A 15466-nucleotide genomic window follows, 5' to 3' on the forward strand; every position below is an offset into this window, starting at 1 on the left:
AAGATCGTCCCGACGGATGAAATGGCGGGACGGACACTGTCGCGGGTTTTGGCATCTGTCGCGTCGAAAGCGCTCAGATTACGAACTTCTAATCCAGCGAACGGCAGAAGTCGGCCAGGGCGCGGGGGTAGAGGGCATGCTCGGCCTGCAGAACGCGCTGGGCCAGACTGGCGGGCGTGTCGCCGGGCACGATGGGGACGGCGCTCTGGGCCAGGATCGGCCCCTCGTCCACGCCGTCGGTGACGATGTGGATCGTGCAGCCCGCCTCGGCGTCGCCCGCCGCGATGGCGCGGGCATGGGTGTCGAGGCCGGGGTATTTGGGTAGAAGGCTGGGGTGGATGTTCAGCATCCGGCCAGCCCAGCGCCCGACCAGCCAGGGGGTCAGGATTCGCATGTATCCGGCCAGGGCGATGACCTTGACGTTTGCGCGGTCCAGTTCCGCCTGGATGGCCATTTCGTGGGCCGTGCGGTCCTTGCCGAAAAGGCGGTGATCGACGGCGACGGCGGCGATGCCCTTGGACCGGGCGACCGCCAGGCCGCCGGCCTCTGGATCGTTGGACAGGACCAGCACGATCTCGTGCGGTGCATCGCCTGAAGCGGCCGCGTCGATCAGGGCGGCCATGTTGGACCCGCCGCCGGAGATCAGGATGGCCACGCGGGTGCGGCCGGCCGATAGCACCACGATCAGTTCGCCGGAGCGGGCGGATCGCCGACGGAAACGAAGGCACCGGCCGGTCCCGGGAAGACGACCGGGCTTTCATAGCCGTCGTCGGACACGGCCGAGACGCCGAAGAAATAGTCGTCGATCGGCACGCCGGGCAGGACTAGTCGGGTCGCATCGCCGGCCCAGCGGCTGTTGGTCCATTGCGGAGCCGTGGTCGACCGCCACCAGACGCGATAGCCCGCCGCGCCCGGCACGGCGGTCCAGCTGAGAGTCGTGTCCGGCTTGACAGCGCCCTCGATCGTGACGCCCGACGGCACCATGGGGGCAGAAGCCAAAGCCGCCATGGTGGCGATGTTCAGGCGCGCGACCTGGCCCAGATAGCTGAAATCGACGCCTTCGAGGGTATCGCCATAGACGACACCGTTTTCGGTGCGCAGGTCCTGATGCTGTCGGTCGTAGTTCTCGGCGCCTTCGGAAATGCGGACGGCGGGGAAGCCGGCGCGCAGCATCTCGACCTGATCGCCGCCGCGACCGAAGCGATCGGTGCGATAGACCATCTCAACATCGAAGTTGGTCAGGTAGCGGTCGGCGATGCCATCGACATAACGGCCCAGGTTGCGCGACGAGGAATCGAGCTCGCCGCCGTTGTAGCGCCGCCGGTCGGTCTGGAGCGCCGTCTCGACCGTCTTGGTGCCCTCCGAGAAGACGCGGACACGGGTCGTGTCGCGGATACCCGACTGGCCTTGCGAGTTGCCGACGATGTCGTTGTTCAGATTGGCCTCGACCACCCATCCCTGGGCTTTGGCGTAGTCGGCCAGGATCTTGCCGCCCAGCAGGCCCTGCTCCTCGCCCGACAGGACGGCATAGACCAGGGTGGCGTCGAAACGGTGTTTCGACAGGACCCGCGCGGCCTCCAGGACGGCGGCGACGCCGGATGCGTCGTCATTGGCGCCGGGGGCATCGGCGGTGGCGTTCATCACGTCGGTGACGCGGCTGTCGATATGGCCGGAGATGACGATGACCCGGTTGGGATCGCCGGTGCCGCGCTGGATGGCCAGGACGTCGACGACCTCGGTCGGGGTGGGAACGCGGGCCCCGGTGACGGTGTCGGCGGGCAGGGCGATTTCCAGACAGCCGCCGCAGGCCTCGCCCATGGCCCGGAACTGGCGTTCCGTCCAGCGGCGCGCGGCCCCGATACCGCGCGTTTCGGAGACCGTGTCGGACATCGTGTGACGGGTGCCGAAACCGACCAGGGCGGTGATGTCGGCGCGCAGGCGTTCCGGATCGACCTGACCGACGACCTCATGCAGCAGCGGCTGCTCCTGCGCGGCGGGCGTCTGGGCATGGGCCACGGCGGGCAGGGCGAGCAAGGCGGCGAGGGCGATCAGGCGCATAAGGTAGACTCCGTCGTTCACCCTCAACCTAGCGGTATCCTGCCGGGGGCGGGAAGGGTCGAGCGGCGCATTTCAACTTTCATGGGAGTCCTGGAGTCGTAAAAAGTGACTCTCACTTCTCCAAGTCGGATGATCGAAGAATCGGCGCGAAACCCAATCAGGAACGCCTAGCACATCGGTGCGTCAGGATCGGTCGCAGGGCGTGCCGGATGTCGACGGACCGCTAAACCAGTTGCCCGCAGACGAAGGCGACCTCGCCCGCCTCCAGCAATCCGGCCAGCACGTCCTCGGCGTGTTCGGGTGCGACGATCAGGATGAAGCCGACGCCGCAGTTGAAGGTGCGGCGCATCTCGTGATCGCTGATGCCGCCGACCTCGGCCAGCCACTGGAACACCGGCGGCACGGGCCAGGCGTTCCAGTCGAACGATGCGGTCAGGTGTTCGGGCAGGCAGCGCGGCGGGTTCTCGATCAGGCCGCCGCCGGTGATGTGGGCCGCGCCCTTGATCAGCCCGGCCTTCATCAGCGGCAGGACCGACTTCACATAGATCCGCGTGGGCTCCATCAGGGCCTGGGCCAGGGACCGGTCCTTGGCAAAGGGCGCATCATCGCCCCAGGACAGGCCGGATCGTTCCACCACCTTGCGGATCAGCGAATAGCCGTTGGAGTGCGGGCCGGACGAGGCCAGGCCGATGATCAGGTCACCGGTATTCTGCAGGTCCAGCCGTGGCAGGGCGTGGCCGCGTTCCAGCCCGCCCAGGGAGAAGCCCGCCAGGTCGTAGTCGCCGCCCGAATACATGCCCGGCATCTCGGCCGTCTCGCCGCCGACCAGGGCGCAACCGGCCTGGCGGCACCCCTCGGCGATGCCCGACACCACGCGACGGGCCGCGTCGATCTCCAGTTTGCCGGTGGCGTAGTAGTCCAGGAACACCAGCGGCTCGGCACCCTGGGCCAGCAGGTCGTTGACGCACATGGCCACCAGATCGATGCCGACGCCGTCATGACGGCCGGTCTCGATGGCGATCTTAAGTTTGGTGCCGACACCGTCGGTCGTGGCGACGATCAGGGGATCGACGAAGCCCGCCGCCTTCAGGTCGAACAAGGCTCCGAACCCGCCCAGCGCGGCCTCCGCGCCGGGTCGGCGGGTTGATTTGGCCAACGGCTTTATGTGTTCGACCAGCATGTCACCGGCGTCGATATCCACGCCGGCGTCGGCATAGGTCAGGCCGTTCGGCAGCGGGTCTTTAGGGTCGCTCATCGCTCACGGACCTGAAATGGGTGCTGAAATGTGTCGCAGCTCTTGCCACGACCGTGTCGCGCCGCGCTATAGCATCTCAATGACGCCGATCACCACCAATGACGCGCTGGTCCAGTTCTGTGCCGATGTCGCGAACGCCCCGTTCATCGCGGTCGACACCGAGTTCATGCGAGAGACGACCTACTGGCCAAAGCTGTGCCTGATCCAGGCCGCGACGCCGACGCACGAGGCGATCATCGATCCCCAGGCCGAGGGGCTGGATCTGACGCCCTTCCTGGACATCCTGCGCGATCCGAAGATCGTGAAGGTCTTCCACGCCGCGCGACAGGACACCGAGATCTTCGTCAAGCTGGGGGCCATGCCCAAGCCGATGTTCGATACCCAGGTGGCGGCAATGGCGGCGGGCTTCGGCGATCAGGTCGCCTATGATTCGCTGGTGCGTCAGATGCTGCGCATCGATCTGGACAAGGGCAGCCGGTTCACCGACTGGTCGCGGCGACCCCTGTCGGAGGCGCAGCTGACCTATGCGATCGGCGACGTGACGCACCTGGCCGCGCTGTATCCCAAGCTGCGGGACCGTCTGGCCAAGGAAGGCCGGCTGGACTGGGTGACGTCCGAGATGGAGGATCTGGTCGATCCGGACCTTTATGACACGACGCCCGACAAGGCATGGAAGCGGCTGAAGCCAAAGAAATACAACGCCAAATACCTGGCAGCCTTCAAGGCGACGGCCGTGTGGCGCGAGCAGGCGGCGCAGGACCGCGATCAACCGCGCGGCCGTATCCTGAAGGACGAAGCGATCGACGAGATCGCGACCCAGGTCCCGACGGATGTCGAGGCCTTCAACCGCCTGCGCTCGGTGCCCAAGGGTTTTGGCGGCTCGCGTCTGGGGCTTGAACTGGCCGAGACGCTCAAGCGCGTGATGCTGGACCCAGAGGCTCATGCGCCCAAGATGGATCGTCCGGCCCACAACCAGCCCGCGCCGCCGTCGGTGGTCGAACTGTTGAAGGTTTTGCTGAAGGCCAAGAGTGACAATGCGGGCGTGGCGTCCAAACTGATCGCCAACGTCGCGGATCTGGAGAAGATCGCGATTTCGGACGCTGCCGATGTGGACGCGTTGAAGGGCTGGCGGCGTCAGCTGTTCGGCGAGGATGCACTGAAGCTCAAGCGGGGCGAGATCGCGCTGGTGCTGAACGGTCCGCGCGTCGAGGTCGTTGAGATCGAGTAGGGGGCCGTTGTCTGCTCAAATGTCCAGCTTCAAGCCCATCGCCTCGGCCAGCGCCTTGGCGCGGCGGCGCGTCTGTTCACCCAGAAGCACGTCGGCATAGCCTTCAGAGGCCGTCAGCTTCAGCTGGCCCTTGGCGACGGTGATCGAGGCATTGGCCAGCAGTTGCGGCGAACGGCCGGACAGGTCGCAGCCCAGACGCATGGCCAGACCCAGAGCCCGGGCGCTGGCGCGGGCATCCTCACTGAGCAGGCGATCGGTCGCCTCGGGCGCGGGCGTCGCGGCATTTCCGCCGTAGCGGGCGTTCAGCGCGCAAGCCAGCCAGACGCGTTCCGCATGTGTCTGACCCGGAATCGGTGCGCGCAGGACCTGGTCGAACACAAGCTCCAGTCGGTGATCGGGGTGCAAGCGCGCCCCCAGGTCCGCCAGGCGGCAGGCGGCGGCGGCCAGAACCGGATCGCGGTCTGGCCCAAAGGCCTCGGGCAACTGGGCGATCACGTCGGACAGCCAGGCATTCAGCGCGGCGGGCAGGGCGGGCGCTATGCCCTGACGCGCACCCAGCGCGGCGCAGCCGGCGATCAGCGGATCGACCGGGGGCTCGTCTCGATCCAGGGTCTCGTAGAGGAGGCCTTCGCGCAGGCCCCAGGCCGAAAAGACGACACGTTTCAGGGACAGCGCCTCGATCAACCCCTCCAGCACCAGAGCCGCATAGGGCAGGGTCTCGGCCCGGCGCTTCGAGACGCCCGGCAGCCGGTCCAGGGAGGCTTTTGACTGCTGGGCCACGAAGCGGGCGACACCGCGCGCATCCTCCGCAGTCATGGCGTACTGGTGAACGATTCGCAGCGGATAGCCGCCCATTTCCATGTGGAGCTGCGCCAGGGAGCGCCAGCCGCCGCCCACGGCGTGCAGCTCATCGGCGCTGAACCGCTTGCTGACGGGCTTCAGCCGCTCGGCGATGGTGGCCCGCAGGCGACTGGCATCGAACCCCTTGGGGTCCGCCAGGGCGAAGGGCCCGAGCGGCAGGGTCACGCCCGGCTCGACCTTGCCGTCTCCGATGCGGATCAGTTCCAGGCTGGACCCGCCCATGTCGGCGGCCAGGCCCTCGGCGCGCGGGTCGCCGGCCATGACGCCCAGCGCCGAATAGTGGGCCTCTTCCTCGCCGGTCAGGACGCGAACCTGAAGCCCGGTCTCGGCGGCCACGCGGCCACAGAAGTCGGGACCGTCCTCGGCCTCGCGCACCGCGGCGGTGGCGGCGACGAAGGTGTAGGCTGGGCGCACGCCTTCCAGCACGGCGGCGAACCGGCGCAGCGCCGTCATCGCCATTTCGACACCCGGCTCCGACAGACGACCGGTCTCGGACAGGTCGCGGCCTAGGCCGGCCAGGACTTTTTCGTTGAATACCGTCCAGATCGCCCGGCCCTCGAGACGATAGAGGACCATACGGACCGAGTTCGAGCCGATGTCGATAACGGCCGCCTCGCGCGGGACGGTGAACACATCCGTCATCGGGAGGGCCGGTCGTAGCGCAGTTCCTGCGGCTTGTTCTTCACCTTGCGACCCCGGCCGGACAGGCTGGGGTTGGTCATGAAGTATTTGTGGGCCGAGAAGGGCCGTTCCGGATCGATCGGCTGGACGCGGGTATAGTGGCCGTCCGCGCCCAGAACCCAGCTCTGGGCGTCGTCCTTCAGGTTGGCGACCATGATCTGATCCAGCACCTGATCGTGGACGGTGACGTTGGTGATCGGCGTCATGATCTCGACCCGGCGATCCAGGTTGCGGGTCATCCAGTCGGCGGAACTGATGAAGACCTTTGCCTTGTCGTGCGGCAGGTCGCGGCCGTTGGCGAAGCAGATGATGCGGCTGTGCTCCAGGAAGCGGCCGACGATCGACTTGACCCGGATGTTCTCTGACAGGCCGGGCACGCCGGGGCGCAGGCAGCAGATGCCGCGCACCACCAGTTCGATCCGCACGCCCCACTGACTGGCCCGGTAAAGGGCGTCGATGATCTCGGGATCGACCAGGGCGTTCAGCTTGACCCAGATCGCGGCGGGCTTGCCCTTGGCGGCGGCCGACATCTCCTTGCCGATCAGCTCGATCAGGGTCGATTTCATGTTGAGGGGAGAGACGACCAGCGCCTCCAGATCCTCAGGACTGGCATAGCCGGTGATGTAGTTGAACACGCGCGACGCATCCCGGGCCAGGATGGGGTCCGAGCTGAACAGGCTCAGGTCGGTGTAAACCTTGGCCGTGATCGGATGATAGTTGCCCGTCCCGAAATGGCAGTAGGTCTTCAGCCCGTCGCCTTCGCGGCGAACGACGACGCTGAGTTTGGCGTGGGTCTTGTATTCGACGAAGCCGAAGACGACGTGGACGCCGGCGCGCTCCATGGCGCGCGCCCAGCGCAGGTTGGCCTCTTCGTCGAAGCGGGCCTTGATCTCGACCAGGGCGACGACGTTCTTGCCGTTCTCGGCCGCCTCGATCAGGGCGGCGACGATGGGGCTGTCCTTGGACGTCCTATACAGCGTCTGCTTGATGGCGATGACGTTGGGGTCGCGCGCGGCCTGGCGCAGGAACTGGACCACCACGTCGAAGCTCTCGAACGGATGGTGGATCAGGATGTCCTTCTCTCGCACTGCCGCGAACACGTCGCCGCCCTGATCGCGGACCCGCTCGGGATAGCGGGGTTCGTAGCCGGGGAATTTCAGGTCCGGGTGGCCGGACGGAATGAGCTCCGACAACTGGGCCAGACCCAGCATCCCGTCGACCAGAACGACGTCCTGTGGAGCCGCCTCCAGTTCGCCTATGATGAAGTCGCGCAGGTCGGCCGGCATGGAGGCCTCGATCTTGACCCGCACCACGTCGCCCAGGCGTCGCTGCTTCAGCGCCTCCTCGAACTCCATGACGAGGTCTTCGGCCTCTTCCTCGATCTCGATGTCGCTGTCGCGGATCAGGCGGAGCACGCCTTTTTCCAGAACTTCGTGGCCGGGAAACAGGTGCTCGATGAACATCAGCAGGACCGTTTCGAGCGTGACGAAGCGCCTGCGTCCCTTCACGGAGCGTCCGTCCCCGGTCAGCTCCCAGAAGCGGCGCACCTGGGTGGGGACGGGCACCAGGGCATACAGGGTCTTGTTATCCCGGTTGCGCCGCAGCTTCAGCGCCAGCGAAAAGCCGAGGTTCGGCAGGAAGGGAAACGGGTGCGCAGGGTCGATGGCCAGCGGCGTCAGGACGGCGAACAACTGGTTCAGGAACTCCGGCTCCAGCCGGTCCTTGTCGGTCTTGGTGATCTTGGTCGAGCGCACCACCTCTATGCCCGCCCCGACCAGTTCGCGCCGCAGCTGACGCCAGCGTTCCTGCTGCTCGGCCATGAGCTCGCCGGCGGCGACGTTGATCTTCTCCAACTGCTCGGCGGGCGTCAGTCCGTCGGCCGAAAGGACCCGCACCCGCTCGCGCACTTGACCCTTCAGCCCGGCCACCCGGGTCATGAAGAACTCGTCGAGATTGTTGGCCGAGATGGACAGGAACCGCAGGCGTTCCAGCAGGGGGTGGTTGGGATTCGCCGCCTCTTCCAGCACACGGGCGTTGAAGGCCAGCCAGCTGATTTCGCGATTGAAGAACCGCTCGGGCGAGGCCATCAGCGCCTCGTCCAGGTTCAACTGGGGCGCGCGAGAGGAGGGGACTTCCTCTCCCCGTGTCGGGTCGGCGATGGCGGCGTCGGACATGGGTCGGTTGTGAGGCCCGATTGTTACGGCTGCAACCCTTCGTCGCCAGCTTCGAACAGATCGGCGCTGGCGTCGAGCACCTGGCGGGCCAGGGCGCGGGTCACCGGGCGGTGCTCCTCGTCCAGCCGCGCAACGATGGCGGTGGCGGCTTCGGCCGAGCGGTCGATCCGCAGCACCAGATAGTCGATGACCCCGTCGGCCGGGGTGATGCTGCGCTCGGCGAATCGCGCAGCGAGGATGGCGGACATGACCGCATCGTCCGGGGCTTCCATGGCGACAACCCGGACCGCATCCAGGCGCGAGCGCAGGTCCGGGACCTGGACCGCCCAACGGCGGGGGGAGGGGCGCGAGACCATCAACAGCGCGCCGCCGTCATGCTGGGCCAGGTTGATGAGGTGAAACAGGGTCTCGTCATCCGCGTCCTGGGCGATGTCCAGCAGGACGGGGCGGCCCTCCAGCTCCAGCGGATCGGTCAGGGCGGCCTCGGCGCCGTTCAGCGGGATGGCCCCGACCCGCTCGGCCCACAGCGCCGCCAGATGGCTCTTGCCGCAGCCGGCCGGGCCGCACAGGGCCATGACCCGGCCGGCTTCATTGGGCCATGCCGCCAGCGCGTCCATGGCATAGGCGTTGGACGGGGAGCGCACGAACGCGGCCGCCGCGCCGACCACATCGGTGGTCAGAGGCAGTCTGAGCTGATCGCGAAGGGGCAGGCGCGCCGACATGGGGACTTCATAGCAGATCGGTGCGACTGTCCCGATACGGCATCGGTTCGTGCCGTGGACAGACGATCGGGGCCTGTGGATGTGTCCTATGGCCCGCGCCGCCTTGACTTTCGGGGGCGTTGATGCGCCCTACGCCGCTTCCATTTCCAGCCGCGCCCGCCGTTTTCGGCGGGCCGTTCTCAGACGAAATCGCCCTCGATGTCAGACCTGCACGCCTATCGCTCCCACACCTGCGGTGCCCTTCGGTCCACCGACGCCGGATCGAATGTGCGGCTGTCGGGCTGGGTGCACCGGAAGCGTGACCACGGCGGCCTGCTGTTCATCGACCTGCGCGACCACTACGGCCTGACCCAGCTGGTCTTTCACCCCGAGACGCCAGGCTTCGAGGCCGTCGAGCGGCTGCGGGCCGAGAGCGTGATCCGGGTGGACGGCGAGGTCGTTGTCCGCGACGCCTCGGTCGTCAACGCCAACCTGCCGACGGGCGAGGTCGAGCTGCGCGTCACGGGCGTCGAGGTGCTGTCCGAGGCCGCCGAGTTGCCGCTGCCGGTGTTCGGCGAGCCGGAATACCCCGAGGAACTGAGGCTGAAGCACCGTTATCTCGATCTGCGCCGCGAGACCCTGCACAAGAACATCGTCCTGCGGTCGCGCGTGATCTCCTCGATCCGTCGTCGGATGGTCGACCAGGGCTTCCTGGAATACCAGACCCCGATCCTGACGGCGTCCTCGCCCGAGGGGGCCCGCGACTTTCTGGTGCCGTCGCGCCTGCATCCCGGCAAGTTCTATGCGCTGCCGCAGGCCCCGCAGCAGTTCAAGCAGCTGCTGATGGTTTCGGGCTTCGACCGCTATTTCCAGATCGCGCCGTGTTTCCGCGACGAGGACCTGCGGGCCGACCGGTCGCTGGAGTTCTATCAGCTCGACGTCGAGATGAGCTTCGTCACGCAAGAGGATGTTTTCGCCGCGATCGAGCCCGTCATGCACGGCGTGTTCGAGGAGTTCGCCGACGGCAAGTCGGTGACGCCCTATCCCTTCCCGCGCATCCCCTATCGCGACTCCATCGCCTGGTACGGCACCGACAAGCCGGACACCCGCAACCCGATCAAGATGGCGGATGTGTCCGAGCCGTTCCGCGACGGCGGGTTCGGCCTGTTCGCCAAGATCCTGGGCGCGGACACCAAGAATGCGGTCTGGGCCATTCCTGCGCCGGGCGGCGGATCGCGCGCCTTCTGTGACCGGATGAACTCCTGGGCGCAGGGCGAGGGCCAGCCGGGGCTGGGCTATATCTTCTGGTCCGACGACAATGGCGCATGGGGCGGGCCGATCGCCAAGAACCTGGGGCCCGAGGCCACCGACGCCCTGATGTCAGGCCTCGGCATGGGCAAGGGCGACGCGGCCTTCTTCGTCGCGGGCGATCCGAAGGTCTTCTACAAGTTCGCCGGTTCGGCCCGCACGCGTCTGGGCACCGAGCTGAAGCTGATCGACGAGGGCCGGTTCGAGTTCTGCTGGATCGTCGACTTCCCCATGTTCGAGTGGTCGGATGAGGAAAAGAAGGTCGACTTCAGTCACAACCCCTTCTCGATGCCGCAGGGCGAGCTGGAGGCGCTGAACACCAGGGATCCGCTGGATATCCTGGCCTATCAGTACGACATCGTCTGCAACGGCTATGAGCTGTGCTCGGGCGCGATCCGGAACCACAAGGCCGAGATCATGCTGAAGGCCTTCGAGATCGCGGGCTATGACGCCTCTGTGGTCGAGGAGCAGTTCGGCGGCATGCTGAACGCCTTCCGCTATGGCGCGCCGCCGCACGGCGGTCTGGCGCCCGGCATCGACCGCATCGTCATGCTGCTGGCCAACCAGGTCGCGATCCGCGAGGTCATCGCCTTCCCGCTGAACCAGCAGGGCGAGGATCTGCTGATGAACGCCCCGACCGAGGCGGGCGAGCGTCAGCTGAAGGATGTCCACATCCGCACGGCGATGCCGCTGAAGGTCTGAGGATCGTCAGGCGGTGAGCCTAGGGCTCGCCGCCGTCCGCGATGATGATGTTCCGGCGGGGCGATGCCGGAGGTGCGGGTGGGCGCGGTGGGGCCGGAGCGCGCACCGTGATCCGGTTGGCGCAGCTATGGACGGTCAGCCGCGCCGGAAGCCGAGTGGAACCGTCACCACAAGCCTCCGATACCTGGGCCTGGGTCAGGCCGCGCGCGCCGGACAGGTCGGCACCGCGAATGTCGGTCCGGCTCATCGACGCATCGGTGAAGCTCGCGCCGCGGAAGGTGGCGTTGGCCAGACGGGCACCGTCCAGTTCAGCCCCGTTGAAATTGACCGACCCGAAGTCGCCGCCGGCCATGTTGGCCGCATTCAGCTCGGCACCGGCGAACGATGCCCCGCGTGCCGAAAGATTGGCCAGGGTCGCGCCGAAAAGTTCGGCCCCGGACAGATTGGCGCGGGCCAGGGCGGCGCCGCTCATATTGGCGCCCTGGAGTTCGGCCCCCGACAGATTGGCGTTGGTCAGGTTTGCGCGATTGAAATTCGCCCCCGTGGCTTCCGCCCCGGTCAGGACGGCGTCGGTGAAGTTCGAGCCCGAGAAGTTCGAGCCCTGAATCTGCACACCCCGCAGATCGGCTCTGGTGAAGTCGCTGGCCGAAAAGTTGGAGCCGACCAGTTCGGCACCGCGAAGGTTGGCTCCCACCAGGGTGGCGGAGATGAAGGTGGCGCCGGTGAAGGTCGCGCCGGACAGATTGCGACCCGACAGCTCGCAGCGATTGCACGATCCGCCCAGCGAGACCATGCGGGCGACCTCGCGGTCCTGGAGTGTGAACTGCACGCCGGCGGAGGCGGGAGAGGCAAGGCCGCCGAGGCCGGCCGACAAGGCCAATACGGCGAAGGCGGCGTTCAGACGACTGGAGTGGGTCACGGACTGTTTCACGCCCTCTAGATGCCCGCTCGCGTCGCGAAACCCTACTTAAATCGCGGTAAGGATGGGGTCTTTCAGCAGGCGGGAATGCGCAGCGAACCGGGCAGGACGGTCGATCCGTCGCCACAGGCCCGGTTCAGCTGACTCTGGGTCAGGCCTGTCGCGCGGGCCAGCTGGGCGCCGGAGAAGTTGGTGCCCGTCAGGCTCGCGCCGTTGAAGCTGGCACCTTCCAGATAGGCTCCGACGAAGGAGGCATTGGTCAGGTTCGCGCCATTGAAGCTGGAACTTGAGAAGACGCCGCCATAGGCCTCCACATCGCGCATGTCGGTGTTGGAAAAGCGCGTGCGGTTCATGACGGACAGGCTGAGGTCCGCCTGACGCAGGCGCGAGCCCGACAGGTTCAGACCCCGCGCCTCCAGCCCGCTGAAGTCGCCCTGGAACAGGTTGCAGCCGGCGCAGCTTGCACCGCCCCGCACGCGCGCGATCTGTCCGGCGTTCTGGGCGAGCACAGGCGTGGCGATGGCGAGAACGGCGGCGGCGAGGACGAGACGTTTCATGGCGGACTCCGGATACGGCGCGCAGCCTGACCGAATATCCTTAAAATCTGCTGAGGCCGCCTGGCCTCAGCCCCGCATCGACGGGGCAATCCCGCAGGTGTCGCAGATCCAGGACCCACCCCGCTGCTGCAAGGTGAAGTCGCCGCACGCCGGACAGGCCTCGGCCTCGCGCAGGTCATAGGGACTGACCTCGGGCTCGGCCTTGCGGCCGAAGGGCAGGACGACGAGGTTGTCCGGCGTCGTGCCCCGGGCGAAGCCCTTGGAGATGAAGCGGGCGGCGGGGACCAGTTCGTCGGCCTTGCCGGAGCCCAGGCCATCGGCGTCCAGCGGCTCCGCGTCGGCATTGGCCAGCTCGGTTCGGTCCAGATAGCTGACGCCGAGCTCTCGGAAAATATAGTCGAGGATCGAGGTCGCCGACCCGACGCGATCGTTGCCCGTGACGCGCCCCGCAGGCTCGAAGCGCGTGAAGACGAAGGCGTCGACGAATTCGTCCAGCGGCACGCCGTATTGCAGGCCGATCGAGATGGCGATGGCGAAGTTGTTCATCAGGCTGCGGAAGGCGGCCCCTTCCTTGTGCATGTCGATGAAGATCTCGCCGAGTTCGCCGTCCTCGTACTCCCCGGTGTGGATATAGACCTTGTGGCCGCCCACGGCCGCCTTTTGGATATAGCCCTTGCGGCGGTCCGGCAGCTTGCGACGGGTGCGGACGCGTTCGATCACTCGTTCCACCACACGCTCCTTGATGGGGGGCGGCGGGAGAGGGATCTCCGGCGCGCGTCGGGGCGCCTCCGCTTCCGGCAGGAGCAGCAGGGGTTCGCCCGATGATTCACGGCGAGAGAGGCGCACGGCACGGCGTCCCTCGGACGCGGCCTGGCTCAAGGTGGCCATGGCCGCCCCGATGCCGGCTCGGCTGGGCAGTTCGATGGCTGTCACGTCAGCGACGTCGCTGAAGGCTTCGGCGAGGCGGGTCAGCTCGGCGGCGGCTGAGCCTGTATCGGCCAGAAGCGTCCTCAGGCGGGGCGGCGCATCGGCCCAGCCCGCGAGATCGTGATGGCCGAACACATAGGCACCCACGGCGGCGATCGCCTCGGGCGTCGCAATGAGGCTGAGCAGCCGGCCTTGCGCGAACGTATCCTCGTCCACGCCCAGGACATCCCGAACGAAGCCGGCCTCGAGAATCGGCGGCATGAAGGCCTGTTCCAGGCGTTCCACGTGGTCCAGGGCCGTTTCGACGGCGTCCAGTTCGGAGTCGGTGAAGCCACGCGCGAGCAGGTCGGCATGAGCGAGCCCCGGTGCGTCCACCAGCGTGCGGCGGCCCAGAAGCCAGCGCTCCGCGCTCTCGACATCGCCGTCCTGAGCCTCGATCGCACGGGCCAGGGCAGGGTGCAGCCTGCGGACAAGGTCTCCGTCGCGGGTCTGGAACTGATCCACCGCGCAGAGCGCCGATACGCCCAGACGCAGATCGCGCTCGGCGTCGACGGCGACGGCGGCGATCAGGCTGTGCCGTCGACCGTCGGCCTGAGCCGCCGCGAGCGCCTGGGCGGTTCGCAGGGCGGCCGCGCGGCCGACCTCGGTGTCGAGGATGGCGAGATGAGCCTCTCTCGCTCCCAGCGCGGCGATGACCTCTTCGGCGGCGCTGGGCCAGCCGCTCGCGGGCCGCAGGGTTCTGGCCAGTTCGCTGGACGCCAGGGACGCCGATGCGGCCAGAAGCCCGGCCGCAGCCGTGAAGGCCCCTTCGGGACTGGCCCTGTCCGACTGGCCTACCAGCCATTCCAGTCCCCCCACCAGGGTGATCACGATCGGACGAACCGCATGCCGTCGACGGGCCAACCGGCCGTCCGCCGAGAAGCCACAGGTAACCTCGACCTCCAGCGCCGTCGCCCAGAGCCGGGCCAGGGTATCCAGAGCGGAGACCAGATCGGGCAGGGTCGCGGCGATGGCGGGAAGCGACACGGCGCACCCTGGCGCGATCGACAGATCGGCCAGGGCCTCTGCGTCGCGCAGGGAAAAGGCCACCAGGACTTCGTCAGCGAGGGCTCCGTCGGCGGCGGCCCGCAGTGGCGCGTCAACGGGCGCGCCGGGATGGCCGACCGAGACGATGCGCGGCTGTCCCGTCAGCTCGGGCTCGGGTGCCGAGAACAGTCGCCCGGCGATGGCGTCGAGAATGGCCGTGTCGTCGGCCCCTGCGCGCCGCGCCGCGAGCGCCGCACGGGCCAAAGCCGGATTCGCCACCGGGTCGCCGCAAACAGATGCCGGGCCGTCGCAGCGCCGGACGCAATCGGTGACCGCCTTCAGCGTTCGTGTGACGCCGGACAGGGCATGGGCCGTGACCCGCGCGGTCCGCAGTCGCGCCGTATCGCCTTCGAAGCGGTGACGCACGAGTGGGTCGTCCAGGTCTAAGACGGTCGCATTTCGGGTCGGCGCACCGGCGTCCCCTGCACCGGGCGGCGTCCTGGCGCCTTCCATCAGCACCGACGAGGGGGCGGCCAGATCCAGCAGCACGCTGGCGACCAGCTCGGCTGCGAAGACGTCGGCGTCGGCGGTGGATGCGAAGATGCCGGAGGCCCGGCCCCAGGCGGCGAGTCGCGCAGCCCAGCGGTCGAGCGCACCGTCGAGGATGGCGGGCGCGCCGGAACCCAGACGGCCCGGCGCGTTTTCCAGCCGGGGCCAGTCGTCAGGCGAACGATCGTGCCAGTCCAGCCAGGCCTCGACGCGCGTGTCGCTCCAACTCGCGGGCGCCATGACCCGAACGATGCGGTTGGCACGCTCGATCTCGCGCGCCTCACAGGCGACGGTGCCGGTCATCTCGGACAGGAAGGGGGTAAAGCGCATTCGCGGGCCCGGACAGGATCGTTGCGCCAGCGTAGGGCGCGTCGCGGGCAATCCGCAATAGATGTGGGGGGTCACGCCGAGGTTACCCCCAAGATGTTGGCGTCGGCGTTTTTGGGTCTGTGCTGGACGCGGGCGCGGCCGGTTTCTATGATCGGAAACGTGGATCGGGCCTCCCGCCGATCCGGATCTG

11 protein-coding genes are annotated in these 15466 nt (G+C 67.6%); 2 read left to right on the forward strand and 9 right to left on the reverse strand.

Annotated features, from left to right (window positions below; translation table 11 throughout):
- Window positions 1-88 precede the first annotated feature (88 nt).
- The 3 genes from purN to purM form a co-directional block, all read right to left on the reverse strand.
- A complete protein-coding gene (purN, locus tag AC1DW4_RS04485; protein ID WP_477016024.1) occupies window positions 89-682 on the reverse strand; it encodes a phosphoribosylglycinamide formyltransferase in 594 nt (197 codons plus the stop codon).
- Window positions 683-684: 2 nt separating this feature from the next.
- The gene (locus AC1DW4_RS04490; RefSeq protein ID WP_477016025.1) at window positions 685-2058 is read right to left on the reverse strand and encodes a M28 family peptidase; all 1374 of its coding nucleotides are present in this window, start codon (window positions 2056-2058) and stop codon (window positions 685-687) included.
- 223 nt (window positions 2059-2281) lie between these two features.
- Window positions 2282-3313: a phosphoribosylformylglycinamidine cyclo-ligase gene (gene purM / locus AC1DW4_RS04495; RefSeq protein WP_477016026.1), complete on the reverse strand. Its 1032-nt coding sequence runs from the start codon at window positions 3311-3313 to the stop codon at window positions 2282-2284.
- A gap of 79 nt (window positions 3314-3392) precedes the next feature.
- Here purM and rnd point away from each other — a divergent pair, with 79 nt between their 5' ends.
- Window positions 3393-4541, forward strand: a complete 1149-nt coding sequence (rnd, locus tag AC1DW4_RS04500; RefSeq protein ID WP_477016027.1) for a ribonuclease D — start codon at window positions 3393-3395, stop codon at window positions 4539-4541.
- A 15-nt stretch (window positions 4542-4556) separates the two neighbouring features.
- Here the strand turns inward: rnd and AC1DW4_RS04505 are convergent, their stop codons facing one another.
- The 3 genes from AC1DW4_RS04505 to AC1DW4_RS04515 are packed head-to-tail and all read right to left on the reverse strand — an operon-like array spanning window position 4557 to window position 8979.
- On the reverse strand, window positions 4557-6044 hold the full coding sequence (locus AC1DW4_RS04505; RefSeq protein WP_477016028.1) for a Ppx/GppA phosphatase family protein: 1488 nt from the start codon (window positions 6042-6044) through the stop codon (window positions 4557-4559).
- A complete protein-coding gene (locus tag AC1DW4_RS04510) occupies window positions 6041-8257 on the reverse strand; it encodes an RNA degradosome polyphosphate kinase (RefSeq protein WP_477016029.1) in 2217 nt (738 codons plus the stop codon). The genes AC1DW4_RS04505 and AC1DW4_RS04510 overlap by 4 nt, the downstream gene beginning before the upstream one ends.
- 23 nt (window positions 8258-8280) lie before the next feature.
- Window positions 8281-8979, reverse strand: coding sequence for a P-loop NTPase family protein (locus AC1DW4_RS04515; RefSeq protein ID WP_477016030.1), 699 nt, complete (start codon window positions 8977-8979; stop codon window positions 8281-8283).
- 198 nt (window positions 8980-9177) lie between these two features.
- Here AC1DW4_RS04515 and aspS point away from each other — a divergent pair, with 198 nt between their 5' ends.
- A complete protein-coding gene (gene aspS / locus AC1DW4_RS04520) occupies window positions 9178-10968 on the forward strand; it encodes an aspartate--tRNA ligase (protein WP_477016031.1) in 1791 nt (596 codons plus the stop codon).
- Window positions 10969-10987: 19 nt separating this feature from the next.
- On the opposite strand, the gene AC1DW4_RS04525 is transcribed toward aspS, so the two are convergent.
- From AC1DW4_RS04525 to AC1DW4_RS04535, 3 genes are all read right to left on the reverse strand, one after another.
- Complete coding sequence (locus tag AC1DW4_RS04525; RefSeq protein WP_477016032.1) at window positions 10988-11887, reverse strand: pentapeptide repeat-containing protein; 900 nt, start codon at window positions 11885-11887, stop codon at window positions 10988-10990.
- 74 nt (window positions 11888-11961) lie between these two features.
- Entirely contained in the window at window positions 11962-12444 is a 483-nt protein-coding gene (locus tag AC1DW4_RS04530) for a pentapeptide repeat-containing protein (RefSeq protein ID WP_477016033.1), read from the reverse strand.
- A 66-nt stretch (window positions 12445-12510) separates the two neighbouring features.
- Entirely contained in the window at window positions 12511-15276 is a 2766-nt protein-coding gene (locus tag AC1DW4_RS04535) for a TSCPD domain-containing protein (protein WP_477016034.1), read from the reverse strand.
- Window positions 15277-15466 lie beyond the last annotated feature (190 nt).

The sequence above is a fragment of the Brevundimonas sp. P2_A6 genome (genome assembly GCF_056404975.1).